Origin of the sequence: Pseudescherichia sp. AS216, assembly GCF_037152055.1 — a bacterium.
In the GTDB taxonomy this organism is placed as follows: domain Bacteria; phylum Pseudomonadota; class Gammaproteobacteria; order Enterobacterales; family Enterobacteriaceae; genus Pseudescherichia.
The window spans coordinates 177,139-191,877 of the sequence record NZ_JBBCMV010000006.1; the positions used below are offsets into that span (position 1 = coordinate 177,139).

Annotated in this window: 16 protein-coding genes; 6 read left to right on the forward strand and 10 right to left on the reverse strand. The window is 56.9% G+C overall.

What is annotated here, in order from left to right; genetic code table 11:
* Positions 1–49: 49 nt before the first annotated feature.
* The 3 genes from nirD to tsgA all read right to left on the reverse strand — a co-directional run bounded on the left by nirD (position 50) and on the right by tsgA (position 4,385).
* Complete coding sequence (gene nirD / locus WFN61_RS17690; RefSeq protein WP_042393096.1) at positions 50–376, reverse strand: nitrite reductase small subunit NirD; 327 nt, start codon at positions 374–376, stop codon at positions 50–52.
* Positions 373–2,916, reverse strand: coding sequence for a nitrite reductase large subunit NirB (gene nirB / locus WFN61_RS17695; RefSeq protein ID WP_337038999.1), 2,544 nt, complete (start codon positions 2,914–2,916; stop codon positions 373–375). Before nirB ends, nirD begins: the two co-directional genes overlap by 4 nt.
* Before the next feature lie 284 nt (positions 2,917–3,200).
* Positions 3,201–4,385, reverse strand: a complete 1,185-nt coding sequence (tsgA, locus tag WFN61_RS17700; protein ID WP_222889373.1) for an MFS transporter TsgA — start codon at positions 4,383–4,385, stop codon at positions 3,201–3,203.
* 279 nt (positions 4,386–4,664) lie between these two features.
* On the opposite strand from tsgA, the gene ppiA reads away from it, so the two are divergent.
* The 3 genes from ppiA to WFN61_RS17715 all read left to right on the forward strand — a co-directional run bounded on the left by ppiA (position 4,665) and on the right by WFN61_RS17715 (position 6,099).
* Positions 4,665–5,237 (forward strand): peptidylprolyl isomerase A, encoded by a 573-nt coding sequence (gene ppiA, locus WFN61_RS17705; RefSeq protein WP_257758686.1) that lies wholly within the window; start codon positions 4,665–4,667, stop codon positions 5,235–5,237.
* Between the two features lie 108 nt (positions 5,238–5,345).
* On the forward strand, positions 5,346–5,516 hold the full coding sequence (locus WFN61_RS17710; RefSeq protein WP_144818059.1) for a YhfG family protein: 171 nt from the start codon (positions 5,346–5,348) through the stop codon (positions 5,514–5,516).
* A complete protein-coding gene (locus WFN61_RS17715; RefSeq protein ID WP_144818060.1) occupies positions 5,506–6,099 on the forward strand; it encodes a putative adenosine monophosphate-protein transferase Fic in 594 nt (197 codons plus the stop codon). Before WFN61_RS17710 ends, WFN61_RS17715 begins: the two co-directional genes overlap by 11 nt.
* A gap of 52 nt (positions 6,100–6,151) precedes the next feature.
* On the opposite strand, the gene WFN61_RS17720 is transcribed toward WFN61_RS17715, so the two are convergent.
* Together WFN61_RS17720 and WFN61_RS17725 are read right to left on the reverse strand one after the other, a co-directional pair.
* Positions 6,152–6,475: a helix-turn-helix domain-containing protein gene (locus WFN61_RS17720; protein WP_144818061.1), complete on the reverse strand. Its 324-nt coding sequence runs from the start codon at positions 6,473–6,475 to the stop codon at positions 6,152–6,154.
* Positions 6,453–6,818: a type II toxin-antitoxin system RelE/ParE family toxin gene (locus WFN61_RS17725; RefSeq protein ID WP_144818062.1), complete on the reverse strand. Its 366-nt coding sequence runs from the start codon at positions 6,816–6,818 to the stop codon at positions 6,453–6,455. The genes WFN61_RS17720 and WFN61_RS17725 overlap by 23 nt, the downstream gene beginning before the upstream one ends.
* Before the next feature lie 128 nt (positions 6,819–6,946).
* On the opposite strand from WFN61_RS17725, the gene pabA reads away from it, so the two are divergent.
* Together pabA and argD are read left to right on the forward strand one after the other, a co-directional pair.
* Positions 6,947–7,519 (forward strand): aminodeoxychorismate synthase component 2, encoded by a 573-nt coding sequence (gene pabA / locus WFN61_RS17730; protein ID WP_144818063.1) that lies wholly within the window; start codon positions 6,947–6,949, stop codon positions 7,517–7,519.
* 79 nt (positions 7,520–7,598) lie between these two features.
* Entirely contained in the window at positions 7,599–8,819 is a 1,221-nt protein-coding gene (gene argD / locus WFN61_RS17735; RefSeq protein ID WP_337039001.1) for a bifunctional acetylornithine/succinyldiaminopimelate transaminase, read from the forward strand.
* On the opposite strand, the gene WFN61_RS17740 is transcribed toward argD, so the two are convergent.
* Together WFN61_RS17740 and crp are read right to left on the reverse strand one after the other, a co-directional pair.
* Positions 8,816–10,897: a YccS/YhfK family putative transporter gene (locus tag WFN61_RS17740; protein ID WP_144818065.1), complete on the reverse strand. Its 2,082-nt coding sequence runs from the start codon at positions 10,895–10,897 to the stop codon at positions 8,816–8,818. The genes argD and WFN61_RS17740 overlap by 4 nt on opposite strands.
* A gap of 51 nt (positions 10,898–10,948) precedes the next feature.
* Positions 10,949–11,581 carry a cAMP-activated global transcriptional regulator CRP gene (gene crp, locus WFN61_RS17745; protein ID WP_000242758.1) on the reverse strand — a complete coding sequence of 211 codons (633 nt, stop codon included), beginning with the start codon at positions 11,579–11,581 and terminating at the stop codon, positions 10,949–10,951.
* Between the two features lie 308 nt (positions 11,582–11,889).
* On the opposite strand from crp, the gene WFN61_RS17750 reads away from it, so the two are divergent.
* Positions 11,890–12,294 (forward strand): OsmC family protein, encoded by a 405-nt coding sequence (locus WFN61_RS17750; RefSeq protein WP_144818066.1) that lies wholly within the window; start codon positions 11,890–11,892, stop codon positions 12,292–12,294.
* 40 nt (positions 12,295–12,334) lie between these two features.
* Here WFN61_RS17750 and WFN61_RS17755 read toward each other — a convergent pair whose 3' ends face one another.
* The 3 genes from WFN61_RS17755 to WFN61_RS17765 are packed head-to-tail and all read right to left on the reverse strand — an operon-like array spanning position 12,335 to position 14,492.
* A complete protein-coding gene (locus WFN61_RS17755) occupies positions 12,335–13,204 on the reverse strand; it encodes a phosphoribulokinase (protein ID WP_257758679.1) in 870 nt (289 codons plus the stop codon).
* 53 nt (positions 13,205–13,257) lie between these two features.
* Positions 13,258–13,476, reverse strand: coding sequence for a YheU family protein (locus WFN61_RS17760; protein ID WP_042393072.1), 219 nt, complete (start codon positions 13,474–13,476; stop codon positions 13,258–13,260).
* Positions 13,476–14,492 carry a hydrolase gene (locus WFN61_RS17765; protein ID WP_144818067.1) on the reverse strand — a complete coding sequence of 339 codons (1,017 nt, stop codon included), beginning with the start codon at positions 14,490–14,492 and terminating at the stop codon, positions 13,476–13,478. Before WFN61_RS17765 ends, WFN61_RS17760 begins: the two co-directional genes overlap by 1 nt.
* Between the last annotated feature and the right edge of the window lie 247 nt (positions 14,493–14,739).

Below are 14,739 nucleotides of genomic sequence, written 5' to 3' on the forward strand. Positions count from 1 at the left end.
TAAAAAAGAGAAGGTTAACAGGCGGGGGCATTGCACCCCCGCCGGGGTATTACGCTTTAATTTGTACTTCGCCGTCTTTAACCCGGGCATCAAAGCGGGCTACGGAGTGGTCCGCATCCTCCATGCACAGGCCGTCGCGCAGGCGGAAGCGCTGTTTCTTCAGCGGGCTGGCAACCCACAGTTCGCCGTCGTGCTCGGCAATGATGCCGCGCGACAGCACGCTGGCCTCAAAGAAGGGATCGATGTTGCTGATGGCATAGACCTGCTCATCGGCCCGCGGGCGGAAAATCGCGATCTGCTGGTTATTCAACAGGGCGCAGACGCCGGTTGCTGGCACGATGTCAGCGAGCTGACAGACGGTGTTCCACTGGCTCATACGGTTTCCTCCACCAGAGTGACCGGAATACGCTCATACGGCGTGGCCGGGCGATGCTGCTGACGTTCCGGTACAATCTGTACCGCCGGGTCGCGGCGATCGCTATTGATAAAGTGTTTGAAGCGGACCTGCGCCTGCGGATCGTTAACGGTAGCGGTCCACTCGCAGATAACGGCGTCGCGCAGGCGGGCCATCTCTGCTTCCAGCTGGCTGTTCAGGCCAAGCTTGTCGTCGATAATCACGCTCTTCAGGTACTCGATGCCGCCTTCCAGATTGTCCAGCCAGGACGCGGTACGGGTCAGCTTATCGGCGGTGCGGATGTAGAACATCATAAAGCGGTCGAGGTAGCGTACCAGGGTGTCGCGGTCGAGATCCGCCGCCAGCAGATCCGCATGGCGGGGTTTCATCCCGCCGTTACCGCAGACGTAGAGGTTCCAGCCTTTTTCTGTGGCGATAATGCCCACGTCTTTACCCTGCGCTTCCGCACATTCGCGGGTGCAGCCAGAGACGCCAAACTTCATTTTGTGCGGGGTACGGATGCCTTTGTAGCGGTTCTCCAGCTCGACGCCGAAGCCCACGCTGTCGCCGACACCGTAGCGGCACCATGTTGAACCGACGCAGGTTTTCGCCATGCGCAGCGCTTTGGCGTAGGCATGACCGGTTTCAAACCCGGCTTCAATCAGCTGACGCCAGATCTCCGGCAGGTCATCTTTCTGCGCGCCAAACAGGCCGATACGCTGTGAGCCGGTGATTTTGGTGTAGAGGTTAAACTCACGGGCGATACGCCCCACCTCCATCAGCCCTTCCGGAGTGATTTCGCCACCGGCAGAGCGCGGGATCACCGAGTAGGTGCCATCTTTCTGGATGTTGGCAAGGAAGTTATCGTTGGTATCCTGCAGCGGCGTATGCTGCTGCTTCAGAACGTACTCGTTCCAGCAGGAGGCCAGCAGGGAGCCAACGGTGGGTTTACACACTTCGCACCCGTAGCCCTTACCGTGTTTGGCCAGCAGCTCGTCGAAGGTCTTGATCCCTTCCACGCGGATCAGGTGGTACAGCTCCTGGCGGGAGTAGGCAAAGTGTTCGCACAGGCTGTGGTTCACTTCGATACCCTGTTTCGCCAGCTCGGCGTTCAACACCTGGGTTACCAGTGGAATACAGCCGCCGCAGCCGGTACCGGCTTTGGTTTCTGCCTTCAGCGCCGCTACCGTATGGCAGCCTTTGTTGATGGCCGAGATCAGCATGCCTTTGGTCACATCGAAGCAGGAGCAGATCTGCGCGCTGTCCGGCAGCTTATCAACGCCAATTGAGGGTTTGCCGCTGCCCGCGTGGGCGGGCAGGATCAGCGCATCCGGGTTTTCCGGCAGCTCGATGGCGTTCAGCACCAGCTGTTGTAAATTGCCAAAGTCGCTGGTGTCGCCTACCAGCACCGCACCGAGCAGGGTTTTGTTATCCGGGCTGACGATCAGGCGTTTATAGACCTCTTTGCTCTCGTCCAGGTAGACGTAGCTGCGGGAGTTTGGCGTGCGGCCATGGGCATCGCCAATGCCGCCGACGTCCACGCCCAGCAGTTTCAGCTTGGCGCTGAGGTCGGCACCTTCAAAGGCGTTCGGGGTGCCAAGGATATGGTCCACCGCCACCTGTGCCATTTTGTAGCCCGGCGCAACCAGGCCGTAGACGCGGTTGTTCCAGCTGGCGCACTCGCCGATGGCGTAGATATCCGGGTCGGAGGTCTGGCAGGTGTCATTCACCATGATCCCACCGCGCTGGGCCGTTGCTAACCCGCACTGGGTCGCCAGCTTGTCGCGTGGGCGAATACCGGTTGAGAAGACAATGAAGTCGATCTCAAGGCTGCTGCCGTCGGCAAAGCGCATGGTTTTGCGCCCTTCGACGCCCTCCTGGACGATCTCCTGGGTATTTTTGCTGGTGTGCACGCGCACGCCCATGCTCTCAATTTTGCGTTTCAGCTGCTCGCCGCCCATCTGGTCAAGCTGTTCGGCCATCAGCATCGGTGCGAACTCAATGACGTGGGTCTCAACGCCGAGGTTCTTCAGCGCCCCGGCGGCTTCGAGACCGAGCAGGCCGCCGCCCACCACTGCGCCCCGGCGGCTACGGCGCGCGCAGGCTTCAATGGCGTTCAAATCTTCGATAGTGCGATAAACAAAGCAATCCTGGGTTTCGGAGCCTTTAATCGGTGGGATCCACGGATAGGAGCCGGTGGCCATTATCAGCTTATCGTAATAGACCGTGCGGCCCGCGCTGGAGTGGATCACCTTCTCCTGACGGTTGATCGTGATAGCTCGTTCGCCCACCAGCACTTTGACGCCATGCTTCTCATAGAAGCCTTCGCGCACCAGGGAGAGCTCTTCGGCGGTGTGGTGAGAGAAGTAGGAAGAGAGATGGACGCGGTCGTAGGCTTTCCGCGGCTCTTCACAAAATACGGTAATGTCGAAGCGGGCAGCGTCAGCTTTATCGAGGAGATCCTCAATAAAACGGTGGCCGACCATGCCGTTACCGATAATAGCGATTCTGACTTTGCTCATTTTTGCCTCGATTTCTTTTCTATTACTGCCTACCTTAACGATTCAGCCGTGGCGTTTATTGATGCAAATCAAGTTCACCTTTACCTACTCCCTAAGGAGTATATTGCTGATTTAAAAGCTTTTTTCTAAGTCACGGAATTAGCTGGCTTTTCGGCGTAGAGCAAATTACATACAAAAAAGAGGGTTTTTGCGCAGGAAGAGTTACCACTAAAGATTAATGGGAGTGAACCCTTGAGGAGGAGAGGAGCTAGCCCCTTTTCAGGACGAAAAGGGGCGGGAATAGCTTAGTGCGCGGAGGCGGTAGTGTTGTGTTGGCGATGGCGAGTCACGAAGCCCAGCGCGAAGCACATAACGAATACCACGGCGTAGAGGCCGTTAGCGGTCATCAGCGCCGCCTGTGGGCCGCTGTTGGCCACGATAGGTCCGGTCACCACGAAGGTCAGCATGGTACCAATGGTGCCGCAGGTGAGGACAAAGTTAACCAGCTTCGGCGACGCCACTTTGGTTTGCTGAGAGCCAAGGGTAATGATGGTGGTGTAGATGGCGCTGGAGAAGAAGCCAAGGGCCAGAATAAACCACGCCATATGCTCCGGGCTGCTGGTGATGAAGAGATACATCAGCACGGTCGCCATTCCTGCCAGCACGGTGAGAATACGCTGCAGGTCGAAGAAGCGCAGAATAACGCTAAACGCCCACATACCGACCATGTAAGACATCCAGAAGTCGCTGACCAGCTTGCCCTGGCCGCTGACGTCCATGCCCAGACCTTTAGCATACTCCGGCACCCAGGAGATAAAGCCCAGCTGGCCGAGGATGTAGCAGAGCGCGGCGATAGAGAGGAACAGGACGCCAACGCCCCACTTCTCTTTCACCACCGGCTTGTCGCTTGGGGCAGCATGTTTGCCCAGGGCCGGGAACTCGCAGCCAATGGTCAGAATAAAGATAGCGACGTAGACCAGACCAATGCAGGCGTAGACCCAATACCACTCGATGCTGCGGGCCAGCAGGAAAGCGGCCACCATCGGGAAGATCATTCCGGCCATGCTGAAGAAGGAGTCGGTGAACAGCAGCCGAGAGCCACGCTGGCGACCTTCATACATCTGCGTCACCAGGAAGGTGCCGATGGACATAGTGATACCGCTCACCAGCCCCAGCACGAACATCGCGCCAGAGAAGATTGCCAGGCTATGGGTCAGCATCAGCGCGGCGACGGCCAGCACCATCAGTACAAAGCCAAAACGCAGCTGCGTTTTTAGCGGGACGATCTCCATCAGCCAGGCATTCAGGAAGATAGAGATAAGGATCCCAGCGTTCAGGAAAGTGAAGGTGTTGCTCATGCTGGATACCGGAAGATCGAAGTACTTCGCGATATCGCCCATCACCATACCGGTGACGATCACCAACGCACCGGTAAGGGCGTAGGAGAAGAAGCTGATCCATGTGAGCTTAATTCTGTTGCTGTTAGTCATGACTGGCCTGTGAAGAGAAGTGTAAAACGCATTGACTGCGTCGTGAACGGGCAGATTTTATGCGTTCAGGTGACACATTTAAATCTTTAAAAATGAAAATTGCTCATGTTGCACATTTTATTTTGAAATGTGTCACATATTTTCCGTCTGTTGCGGCACAGAGCGCTACAGACACAACTGTTTCAAATTCGTAAAATTGAGTAAAGCGCTGGCCTGGGGGCAGCATGCTCTTTAGAATCAAGCGACTCGCTCTCTTCTCTGTTCACTGTAGGAATTCACATGGTTAAAACGACTCTGGCGGCTGTAGCGGCTATTTTTGCTCTCTCTGCACTCTCTCCGGCTGCCTTCGCCGCAAAAGGCGATCCTCATGTTCTGTTAACCACCTCTGCGGGAAACATTGAGCTGGAGCTGAACAGCCAGAAAGCCCCGGTATCAGTGAAGAACTTTGTTGACTATGTGAACAGCGGTTTCTACAACAACACCACCTTTCACCGCGTGATCCCCGGCTTTATGGTGCAGGGCGGCGGCTTTAACGAGCAGATGCAGCAGAAGCAGCCGAACCCGCCGATCAAGAACGAAGCGGACAACGGCCTGCGCAACACCCGCGGCACCATCTCCATGGCCCGTACCGCTGATAAAGACAGCGCCACCAGCCAGTTTTTCATCAACGTGGCGGATAACGCTTTCCTCGATCACGGCCAGCGCGACTTCGGCTACGCCGTTTTTGGTAAAGTTGTGAAAGGCATGGATATCGCGGACAAGATCTCCCAGGTACAGACCCACAACGTCGGTCCTTATCAGAATGTGCCATCGAAACCGGTGGTTATTCTCTCCGCAAAAGTTCTGCCCTAACGCTTTTTTGCACGGGCATCACCTGCCCGTGCTCCGCCTGCTTCCCTGCGTAACGTGAAAATGCCGCTTATACTTGTGGCAAATGACGCACATCATCAGGGAGACACAATGGCGAAAAAACTCACCGACCGGCAAAAATCCCGTCTCTGGGAGCAGCAGCGTAACGTCAATTTCCAGGCCAGCAGACGGCTGGAAGGGGTGGAGTGCGCCCTGGTAACGCTCAACGCAGAAGAAGCAGAGGCGCGCCTTGAGGCGCTGCGGAGGCAGCATGAGCGATAAGTTTGGCGACGGGCGCGACCCGTACTTCTACGCCGGCCGCAACGTGATGAGCAACCGGCTGGGCATTCACCAGGCGAAACAGCTCGAAGAGGCGGCGTACGAATTTACCGCACTGCGTGCCGCGACGTTGGAGCTGGGTCCCGTTGCCCGCGGCCTGCCGCACCTCTGCGCCATCCATCGTCATCTCTACCAGGATATCTTTGAATGGGCCGGTGAGATCCGTGAGGTCAACATCTATCAGGGCGATACGCGCTTCTGTAATTTTGACTATATCGAGAAAGAGGGCAACGCCCTGATGCAGGCGCTGGAAGATGAAGAGTGGTTGCAGGGCCTGGAGAAAAGCGCGTTTATTGAGCGTTTAGCGCACTACTACTGCGAAATTAACGTCCTGCACCCGTTCCGGATCGGCAACGGCATTGCCGAGCGGATCTTCTTCGAGCAGCTGGCGATCCATGCAGGCTATCTGCTGGACTGGCGCGGCATTGAGCCAGACGCCTGGAGCGCGGCCAACCAGAGCGGCGCAATGGGCGACCTCTCGGCACTGATCGCTATCTTCACTCAGGTGGTGAGCGAAGCGGAGTAGAACGTTGCCGGATGGCGCTGCGCTTATCCGGCCTGCGTAAGGGCGGACATATCTATATCAATATGTCCAGCCCATGCTTTTGTATAACGCTTAACAGCTTTAGCGATAACCCATTCGGCCGTTTAGCTCCGCTTTCCCATTTTTGTACGGTTGAAACGCTGGTGTTTAAGTAGTGGGCAAAAACAGGCTGGCTAACGTTAAACTTCTCCCGCAGCTTTTTGATTTCATTGGGTTGAATATCATCTACCTGGCCAATGCAGGCTTTATCAAAGCTACGCATTGTTTCTTGGGAGATAGCATCTACGCTGTGTAATCCCGCAGCAGCGCTATGAATCGCTTCAAAAGCGGTGCTTTTAAATTTCTCTTTTGCGATCATGACAAATCTCCAGCAACTCTTTAGCGTCAATTAATAGGCTCAGTTTTTCATTTTTCAGACACCCGTAATGCTTTGCGAGTGTTCGAAAGCCTGAGAGTTCTTCATGAGTGATATTTGCCATATCCTGTTTGGCATACAGGAAAGTGTAAAACCAATTCCTCCCACCTTTAGCCAGGATAATGGCGCGATCGCGATTGTGGTTTAGGCGCTTTTTATAGACGCCACCGCCAAGGTCATCTGCTTTTCCTTCACATGCCGCGTTGATAGCCAAACATAACTCATCGTCCTTGATGGCATGGTTTTTTGCCGTTTTACTGAACCATTTTGTTTTAAAAATCCGCATTTGATTTACATCCCTGTTCACTTTAATGTAGCACTTAGTGCAATAGTAAGCACTTCTTTCAGTAGGTCATAGTCAGAATTTCTCAAGCTGCGTACAATGTCGCAAAGAGAGTTATCAAGTGACTTATCATGATCCTGCTTATCGACAACTACGACTCCTTTACCTGGAACCTCTATCAGTACTTCTGCGAGCTGGGAGCGGAGGTCGTGGTGAAGCGCAACGACGAGGTAACCCTCGCCGATATCGCGGCGCTGGCCCCGGAGAAGATCGTGATCTCTCCCGGACCCTGCACGCCGGACGAGTCGGGCATATCGCTGGAGGTCATCCGTCACTACGCCGGTCAACTGCCGATCCTCGGCGTCTGTCTGGGCCACCAGGCCATTGCGCAGGTTTTTGGCGCGACCATCGTGCGGGCGCAGAAGGTGATGCATGGCAAAACCTCGCCGATTACCCACAGCGGGCGGGGCGTGTTTCATGGGCTCAACAATCCGCTTACCGTCACCCGCTACCACTCGCTGCTGATCGATCCCGCTACGCTGCCCGACTGCTTCGAGGTGACCGCCTGGAGCGATACCCAGGAGATTATGGCTATTCGTCATCGGGAGTGGGATCTGCAGGGCGTGCAGTTCCACCCGGAGAGCATCCTGAGCGAGCAGGGGCACGCGCTACTGGCAAACTTTCTCAACCATGCCGATTTTTAGTTGCCATGCACTGATTTTTTATGCATATTTTGTGATTATATTTTCATAATCATTGCTGCATATAACGGATGGGCATGACATGGCAACTGAACAGAACGCAGTTACGCGCGCAACATTTGACGAAGTAATTCTGCCCATTTATGCACCGGCGGAGTTTATTCCGGTGAAAGGCAAAGGCAGCCGAGTGTGGGATCAGCAGGGCAAGGAGTATGTTGATTTCGCCGGCGGGATTGCCGTGACAGCGCTGGGCCACTGCCATCCTGCGCTGGTGGAGGCGCTGAAGAGCCAGGGCGAAACCCTGTGGCATACCAGCAACGTCTTTACCAACGAGCCGGCGCTGCGCCTGGCGCGCAAGATTATCGATACCACCTTTGCCGAACGCGTGCTGTTTATGAACTCCGGCACCGAGGCCAACGAAACCGCTTTTAAGCTGGCGCGCTACTATGCCTCTACGCGCCACAGTCCGTACAAAACCAAAATCATTGCTTTCCATAATGCCTTCCACGGACGCTCGCTGTTTACCGTCTCGGTTGGTGGCCAGCCGAAGTACTCTGACGGCTTCGGGCCAAAACCCGCCGATATCATCCACGTGCCGTTCAACGATCTTAATGCAGTGAAAGCGGTCATGGACGATCACACCTGTGCGGTGGTGGTTGAGCCGGTGCAGGGGGAAGGGGGCGTGACTGCCGCAACGCCAGAATTCTTACAGGGTCTGCGTGAGCTGTGCGACCAGCACCAGGCGCTGCTGGTCTTTGATGAGGTGCAGTGCGGGATGGGGCGCAGCGGCGATCTCTTTGCCTACATGCACTACGGCGTGACGCCGGATATCCTCACCAGCGCCAAGGCCCTGGGCGGCGGCTTCCCGATTAGCGCGGTGCTGACCACCGAGGCGATTGCCAGCGCCTTCCACGTGGGCTCTCACGGCTCGACCTACGGCGGTAACCCACTGGCCTGCGCGGTAGCGGGCGCGGCTTTTGACATCATCAGCTCGCCTGAGGTGCTGCAAGGCGTGAGCGAGAAGCGTCAGCGCTTTGTGAAGCATTTGCAGCAGATCGACGAGCAGTTTGACGTATTCAGCGATATTCGCGGCATGGGGTTGTTGATTGGCGCAGAGCTAAAACCTCAATACAAGGGGGGCGCCCGCGATCTGCTTTACGCGGCCGCCGATGAGGGCGTGATGGTGCTGAACGCCGGGCCGGACGTGATGCGCTTTGCGCCGTCGCTGGTGGTCAGCGAGCAGGATATTGATGAGGGTATGCAGCGCTTTGCTGTGGCGGTGGCCAACATCACTCGGGCTTAATCTTTACTCCACCGGCGATTAAGCCAGATGCCATGATGCGGGCGCTGACGCCATGCCACCGACGAGATGGTGTGCATGCTGTTCAGATGCCCGATAATGCGCTGAAGATGCATCTCCATTGGGCTCATTGGACCCTGGGTGAGCGTCTCCGGCGCTTCAAGAATATTCGCGTCGCCGGAAGCCCCGGCCCCGTCATAGTCCAGCCGCTGCTGGCAGCGCTGAAGCGCAATTTCGCATGACTCGAGATAGCGCTGGGTCAGATCCGGCGTCAGCATGGTGTGCTCACGGGCCAGCGTCGTCAGGGCGTTTATATGCTCGACAATAAACTGGCTATGGGTCACCCAGAGCTTCATATCTTCCAGATAGTGGGTATTGAACCCCGGCTCCTGCATCGCCTGATTGAGCGAGTTAAAGAGGGCGTTGTGCGCCTGGTTGACCTGTATGCGCTGGTAGGCCAGCGGCGTCGGCTGCGGGTCGTCGCTGAGGATCAGGCGAATCGCATCCTGATCCTTCTCAATGGCATCATGGGCGTTTTTGCGCAGCAGGCCGCTCTGCCACTGCGGCCAGAGCCAGACCATCCCGCCGAAGGCGATCAGGCAGCCAATCAGGGTGTCGATCAGCCGGGCGACGATAAAGTTCTCGCCGCTCAGGGTCAGGATCTGAATCGAGTACACCGCCGTAATGGTGAACCCCACCGTCGCCCAGCCGTAGCTCTTGCGAATAATCAGATAGCTGATCAGCGTGATAAACAGCATGCCCAGCAGCGTATACCCCTCCGGGACATGGAAGTGCAGAGTAGCCCCGGCAACCGTTAACCCTGCCAGCGTGCCCGCCGCCCGGTGTAAAATACGTACCCGGGTAGCGCCGTAGCCGTTCTGCGTGACCAGCAGTACCGTCATCAGGATCCAGTAGGGCTTCGGCAGATGCAGGGCGCTGCCCATCAGGCTGGCGATACTCAGCATGACGCTGATGCGGGCAGCATTGCGCAGCGCCGGAGATTTCAGCGACAGGTAGCTTTTTAGCGCCTCCCACAGCGGCTGGCGGCGCTGCTGGTCGGCCATCAGATCGCGGCTATAGAGCGGGCGCTGGGTACGCAGCACCCGGGCGATACGGCTAAAGTGCCAGGCGCAGAACTGCCCAACCGGGTTTTGCGGATGCTGGCGGGCGATCTTCTCCAGCGCGCCAATCTGCTTCTCCATGGTGAAACGGGTCGGGTAGCGATGATACAGAATGTCGTCCGCCAGTACCCGAAGCCGGGCAGCGACTACCTGCGCATTCCAGCGGATCACCGCTTCGGCGTGGCTGCGCTCCACCAGCTTCTGCACCTCTTCCGGCTGGTGCAGGCTTACCGAGATGTGCTCCTGCAGATCCAGCGCCACCTGAAACGCCCGCAGCAGGCGTTTGTAGTCGTTATGCTGGTTGGCAGCGAGCATATGCAGCTGCTGATAGCACTGGGTGATGAGATCCACCGCCTTTTGCTGACGCGCCAGCAGCGGTGGCAGCGCCTTCTCCGGATCGGCGTGCTGCGTCAGCAGGCTGTACTTCGCCTCGCAGTAGTCGGCGAGCTGGCGGTAGAGCAGGCTTAACGATTCGCGCAGGGGCTGCTCGCGCCACAGCCAGAACCAAAACCAGTTAAATGCCCCATACCAGAGCGTGCCAAGGGCGTAGATGAGCAGCGGCTCCCAGATCGGCATATTGCCCGCCAGGCTCAGGGTAAATATAGCGGCGATAAGCGAAGCGGGCAGCAGGCGCGCGTGTAGAGGACTGATTTCCGCCGTGACGCCAAGCAGCATTGCCAGCCCGGCGAGGATCAGCGGGAGCGCAACGTTGGCCCCCAGCAGCAGCTGCACCGCCAGGCTACAGCCGGCAAACAGCGAGCCGCCGATAATCAGGCGCTTAAAGAAGCGTTTGTGGGGGGTATCGAGACCGGCAATGTTGCAGCAGGCGGGCACCAGCGAGAACAGCAGACCATGCTGAAGATGACCCAGCGCCAGGCCGATGGCCACGGGAAGACACAGCACCAGCGTTTGCCGCAGTGCGTAGTTAACTTCGGGGTGGTAGATTAACCTGCGCCACATGAGGAGGAGAGCAAAAACGGCGTCCGCGAGGCGATACGCCGTTTTTAAAGCTTAACGTGTTCCGTAGACGACGATGGTTTTGCCGTGCGCGGAGATCAGGTTCTGATCTTCCAGCATCTTCAGAATACGGCCCACGGTTTCACGAGAGCAGCCGACGATCTGGCCAATCTCCTGGCGGGTGATTTTGATCTGCATCCCGTCCGGATGGGTCATGGCGTCCGGCTGTTTAGCCAGGTTCAGCAGGGTCTGCGCGATACGGCCGGTCACGTCGAGGAAGGCGAGGTTGCCCACTTTCTCAGAGGTGACCTGCAGGCGGCGAGCCATCTGCGACGAAAGGCGCATCAGAATATCCGGGTTGACCTGGATAAGCTGACGGAATTTTTTATAGGAAATTTCGGCCACTTCACAGGCGGTTTTCGCCCGTACCCATGCGCTGCGCTCCTGGCCCTCTTCAAACAGGCCCAGTTCACCGATAAAGTCTCCCTGGTTCAGGTAAGAGAGGATCATCTCTTTCCCTTCTTCGTCCTTGATGAGCACTGCCACTGAGCCTTTGACGATGTAATACAACGTTTCCGCTTTTTCACCCTGGTGAATCAGCGTGCTCTTCGATGGGTACTTATGAATGTGGCAATGAGACAAGAACCATTCGAGAGTCGGGTCTGTTTGTGGTTTGCCAAGCACCATGCGCGGTTATCCTCTGTTATAAGCTGGCGCCAGTCGCGGGACGGATCCGGCGGCTGGGGTTGCAATCATATGCTTCCCGAATCCTGGGAAGGGGGCCGTCAATATAGGCATGCGGCCTGTAATGGTTGAAGTCCTCTGCATACCTGCATAATGTCAATACATTACCGTAGCATCCTGACTGTTTTAGCATAGCTTTTGCCGTGTGTCTCCTGGTGTCTCGCTTCAGCTTGATGCATGTCGCCTTCCGTTGCGCGTTTTACTCGGCGCGCGTAATCTGTCGGGAAAATTGCCACTCTGGAGTGATGAAAATGCAAGCACGCGTAAAATGGGTTGAAGGGCTGACGTTCCTTGGCGAATCCGCCTCTGGTCATCAGGTGTTAATGGACGGCAACTCCGGGGATAAAGCCCCCAGCCCAATGGAGATGGTGCTGATGGCGGCAGGCGGATGCAGCGCCATCGACGTGGTGTCGATCCTGCAGAAAGGCCGTCATAGCGTGTCCGATTGCGAAGTGAAGCTGACCTCCGAGCGCCGGGAAGAGGCACCGCGTCTCTTCACCCACATCAACCTGCACTTTATCGTTACCGGCAAAGAGCTGAAGGATGCGGCAGTATCCCGTGCGGTGGATCTCTCAGCAGAGAAGTACTGCTCCGTGGCGCTGATGCTGGAGAAAGCGGTCAACATCACCCATTCATACGAAGTGATTGAAGCGTAACGTTAAAGGCCCGGTTAGCGTAGCGCCGCCGGGCACTATCTTATTCAATCTTCTTGCCTTCCATCAGCCGCTGCACCAGCGGCAGCATGATCAGCTCCATCGCCAGCCCCATTTTACCCCCCGGCACCACCAGGGTGTTGATATGGGAGATAAACGAGCCTTGCAGCATCGCCAGTAGCCATGGGTAATCGATCCCCTCCAGATCGCGGAAGTGGATCACCACAAAGCTCTCGTCCAGCGAGGGGATATTTTTGGCCGCAAAGGGGTTGGAGGTGTCGACCGTGGGGACGCGCTGGAAGTTGATGTGGGTGCGTGAGAACTGCGGCGTAATGAAGTTGATATAGTCATCCATCGAGCGCACCACCGAGTCCATCACCGTCTCCCGGGAGTGACCGCGCTCGCTGGTGTCGCGGATCATCTTCTGGATCCACTCCAGGTTGATAATCGGCACCACCCCCACCAGCAGATCCACATGGCGCGCCACGTCGTGCTGGGGCGTCACCACGCCGCCGTGCAATCCCTCGTAAAAAAGAATGTCGGTGGGTGCCGGCAGCGGCTGCCACGGCGTAAAGGTACCCGGCACCTGGTTCCAGGGCACGGCTTCGTCGTAGGTGTGCAGATACTTGCGCGCCTGCCCGGTGCCGTTGTGACCATATTCGATAAAGGTCTGCTCCAGCAGGCCAAAGTCGTTGGCGTCCGGGCCAAAGTAGCTGATATGTCGCCCGGCATCGCGCGCCTTGCGGATCGCCATATCCATCTCCGGACGGGTATAGCGGTGGAAGCTATCGCCCTCCACCTCGGCGGCGCGTAGCCCGAGTTGGGAAAAAATTTTACGAAAGGCGAGGCTGGTGGTGGTGGTTCCTGCCCCGCTGGAACCTGTCACAGCAATCACCGGATGTTTGGCTGACATAGCGAACGACTCCCTGATAAACAGCAGAAGAGGGCGGATCGCCTGACGCAGCGTTATTCGCGAAACTGTTTGCGGGGCATAATATTGACCGTCTCGTGTAGCTCTGACCACACCAGCACGGCCTCACCCGTCTCCAACTGACGCTTTACGTCGGCAACCTTTTGCTCAAGCGAACGCTCATGTTCACCATAATCGGTGCCTTCGCGCAAGACAAAGCTCTCAATCAGGCTGTAGAGCGTCTCGGGTGGAACCTCTTGCCAGGGAATAATCATTATGCCTCCAGATAGGGTGCCAGCCAGTCGGGGATGCGCTTTTCAAGCCACATCTCAGGACGGCGCAGCGTGCCGCCAACGAAGCCAACGTGGCCACCATGTTCGGTCAACTGATACTCAATATTAGCGGGTAAATGGCCCGCCGCGGGAATGACGTGGTGATCCATAAAGGGATCGTCTTTGGCATGGATAATCAGCGTCGGCTTGCGGATCTGCGGCAGGAGCGGCATGGCGCTGCTTCGGCGGTAGTAGTCGATGGCATCATCGAACCCGTGCGCCTTCGCCGTGATCAGGTCATCAAACTCACGGATGCGGCGCACGCGCTTGAGCTGGGCGAGATCGATCGGCAGGGAGCCGGGATAGGCCTTGAGTTTGCGCGTGGCGTTGGCTTTCAGCAGGTTCAGCAGGTAGCGCTGGTAGACGCGTGTGAAACCCTTGTCCATATGGAGACTACAGGCCTCCAGCACCAGCGGAGCCGAGACAATCACCGCCGCGTTGAGCGGCAGGCTGTCGTCCGCTTTAGCCAGCAGGCAGCCAAGCATATTGCCGCCGAGGGAGTAACCCACAGCCGCCGTGGGTGCCGGGCCCAGCTCACTATGCAGCCAGTGCAGGAACGCGCTGCCGTCTTCGGTTTCGCCGGAGTGATAGATGCGGTTCAGGCGGTTAGGCTCGCCGCTGCAGCCGCGAAAGTGCATCACCACCCCAAGCCAGCCGCGCTGCCTGGCGGCGTGAATTAATCCATGGGCATAGGGGCTGTGCAGGCTGCCCTCCAGGCCGTGGAATACCACCAGCCGGGGCTTATCTTTTGCCTGCTGCGGATCTTCGCTCCACGCCAGATCGACAAAGTCGCCGTCGGGAAGCTCAAGGCGCTGCCACTGGGCGGTGAACTGCAGACGGCGACGCAAAATACGCGGCAGCATGGTCTGCAAATGCGGGTTGCTTGCCCCCGGCATCGGGCGGAATTCAACGTTATCTTCCGCCGCAGCGGGAAGCAGTAAGGGAGTTATTTGGGTCATGTCGTGCGAGTTATTTTTCAGTTATCTGCGGAATACTATACCTGCACGAATAAATTATGTTTATGAAAATGGGTCACTCTTCTCCTGTCGTAGCGCATTTTTCTCCCCTCTGGGCTGATCTGAATCACAAATTCCTATTTTGATCGTTACTCTCAGGCTAATGATCCTGCTAACCGCTTTATTGATGCATTTTTCAGCAGGGCGCACACTTCCTTCAGCGTTAAGCAAATCAAAACGATTGCTGAAT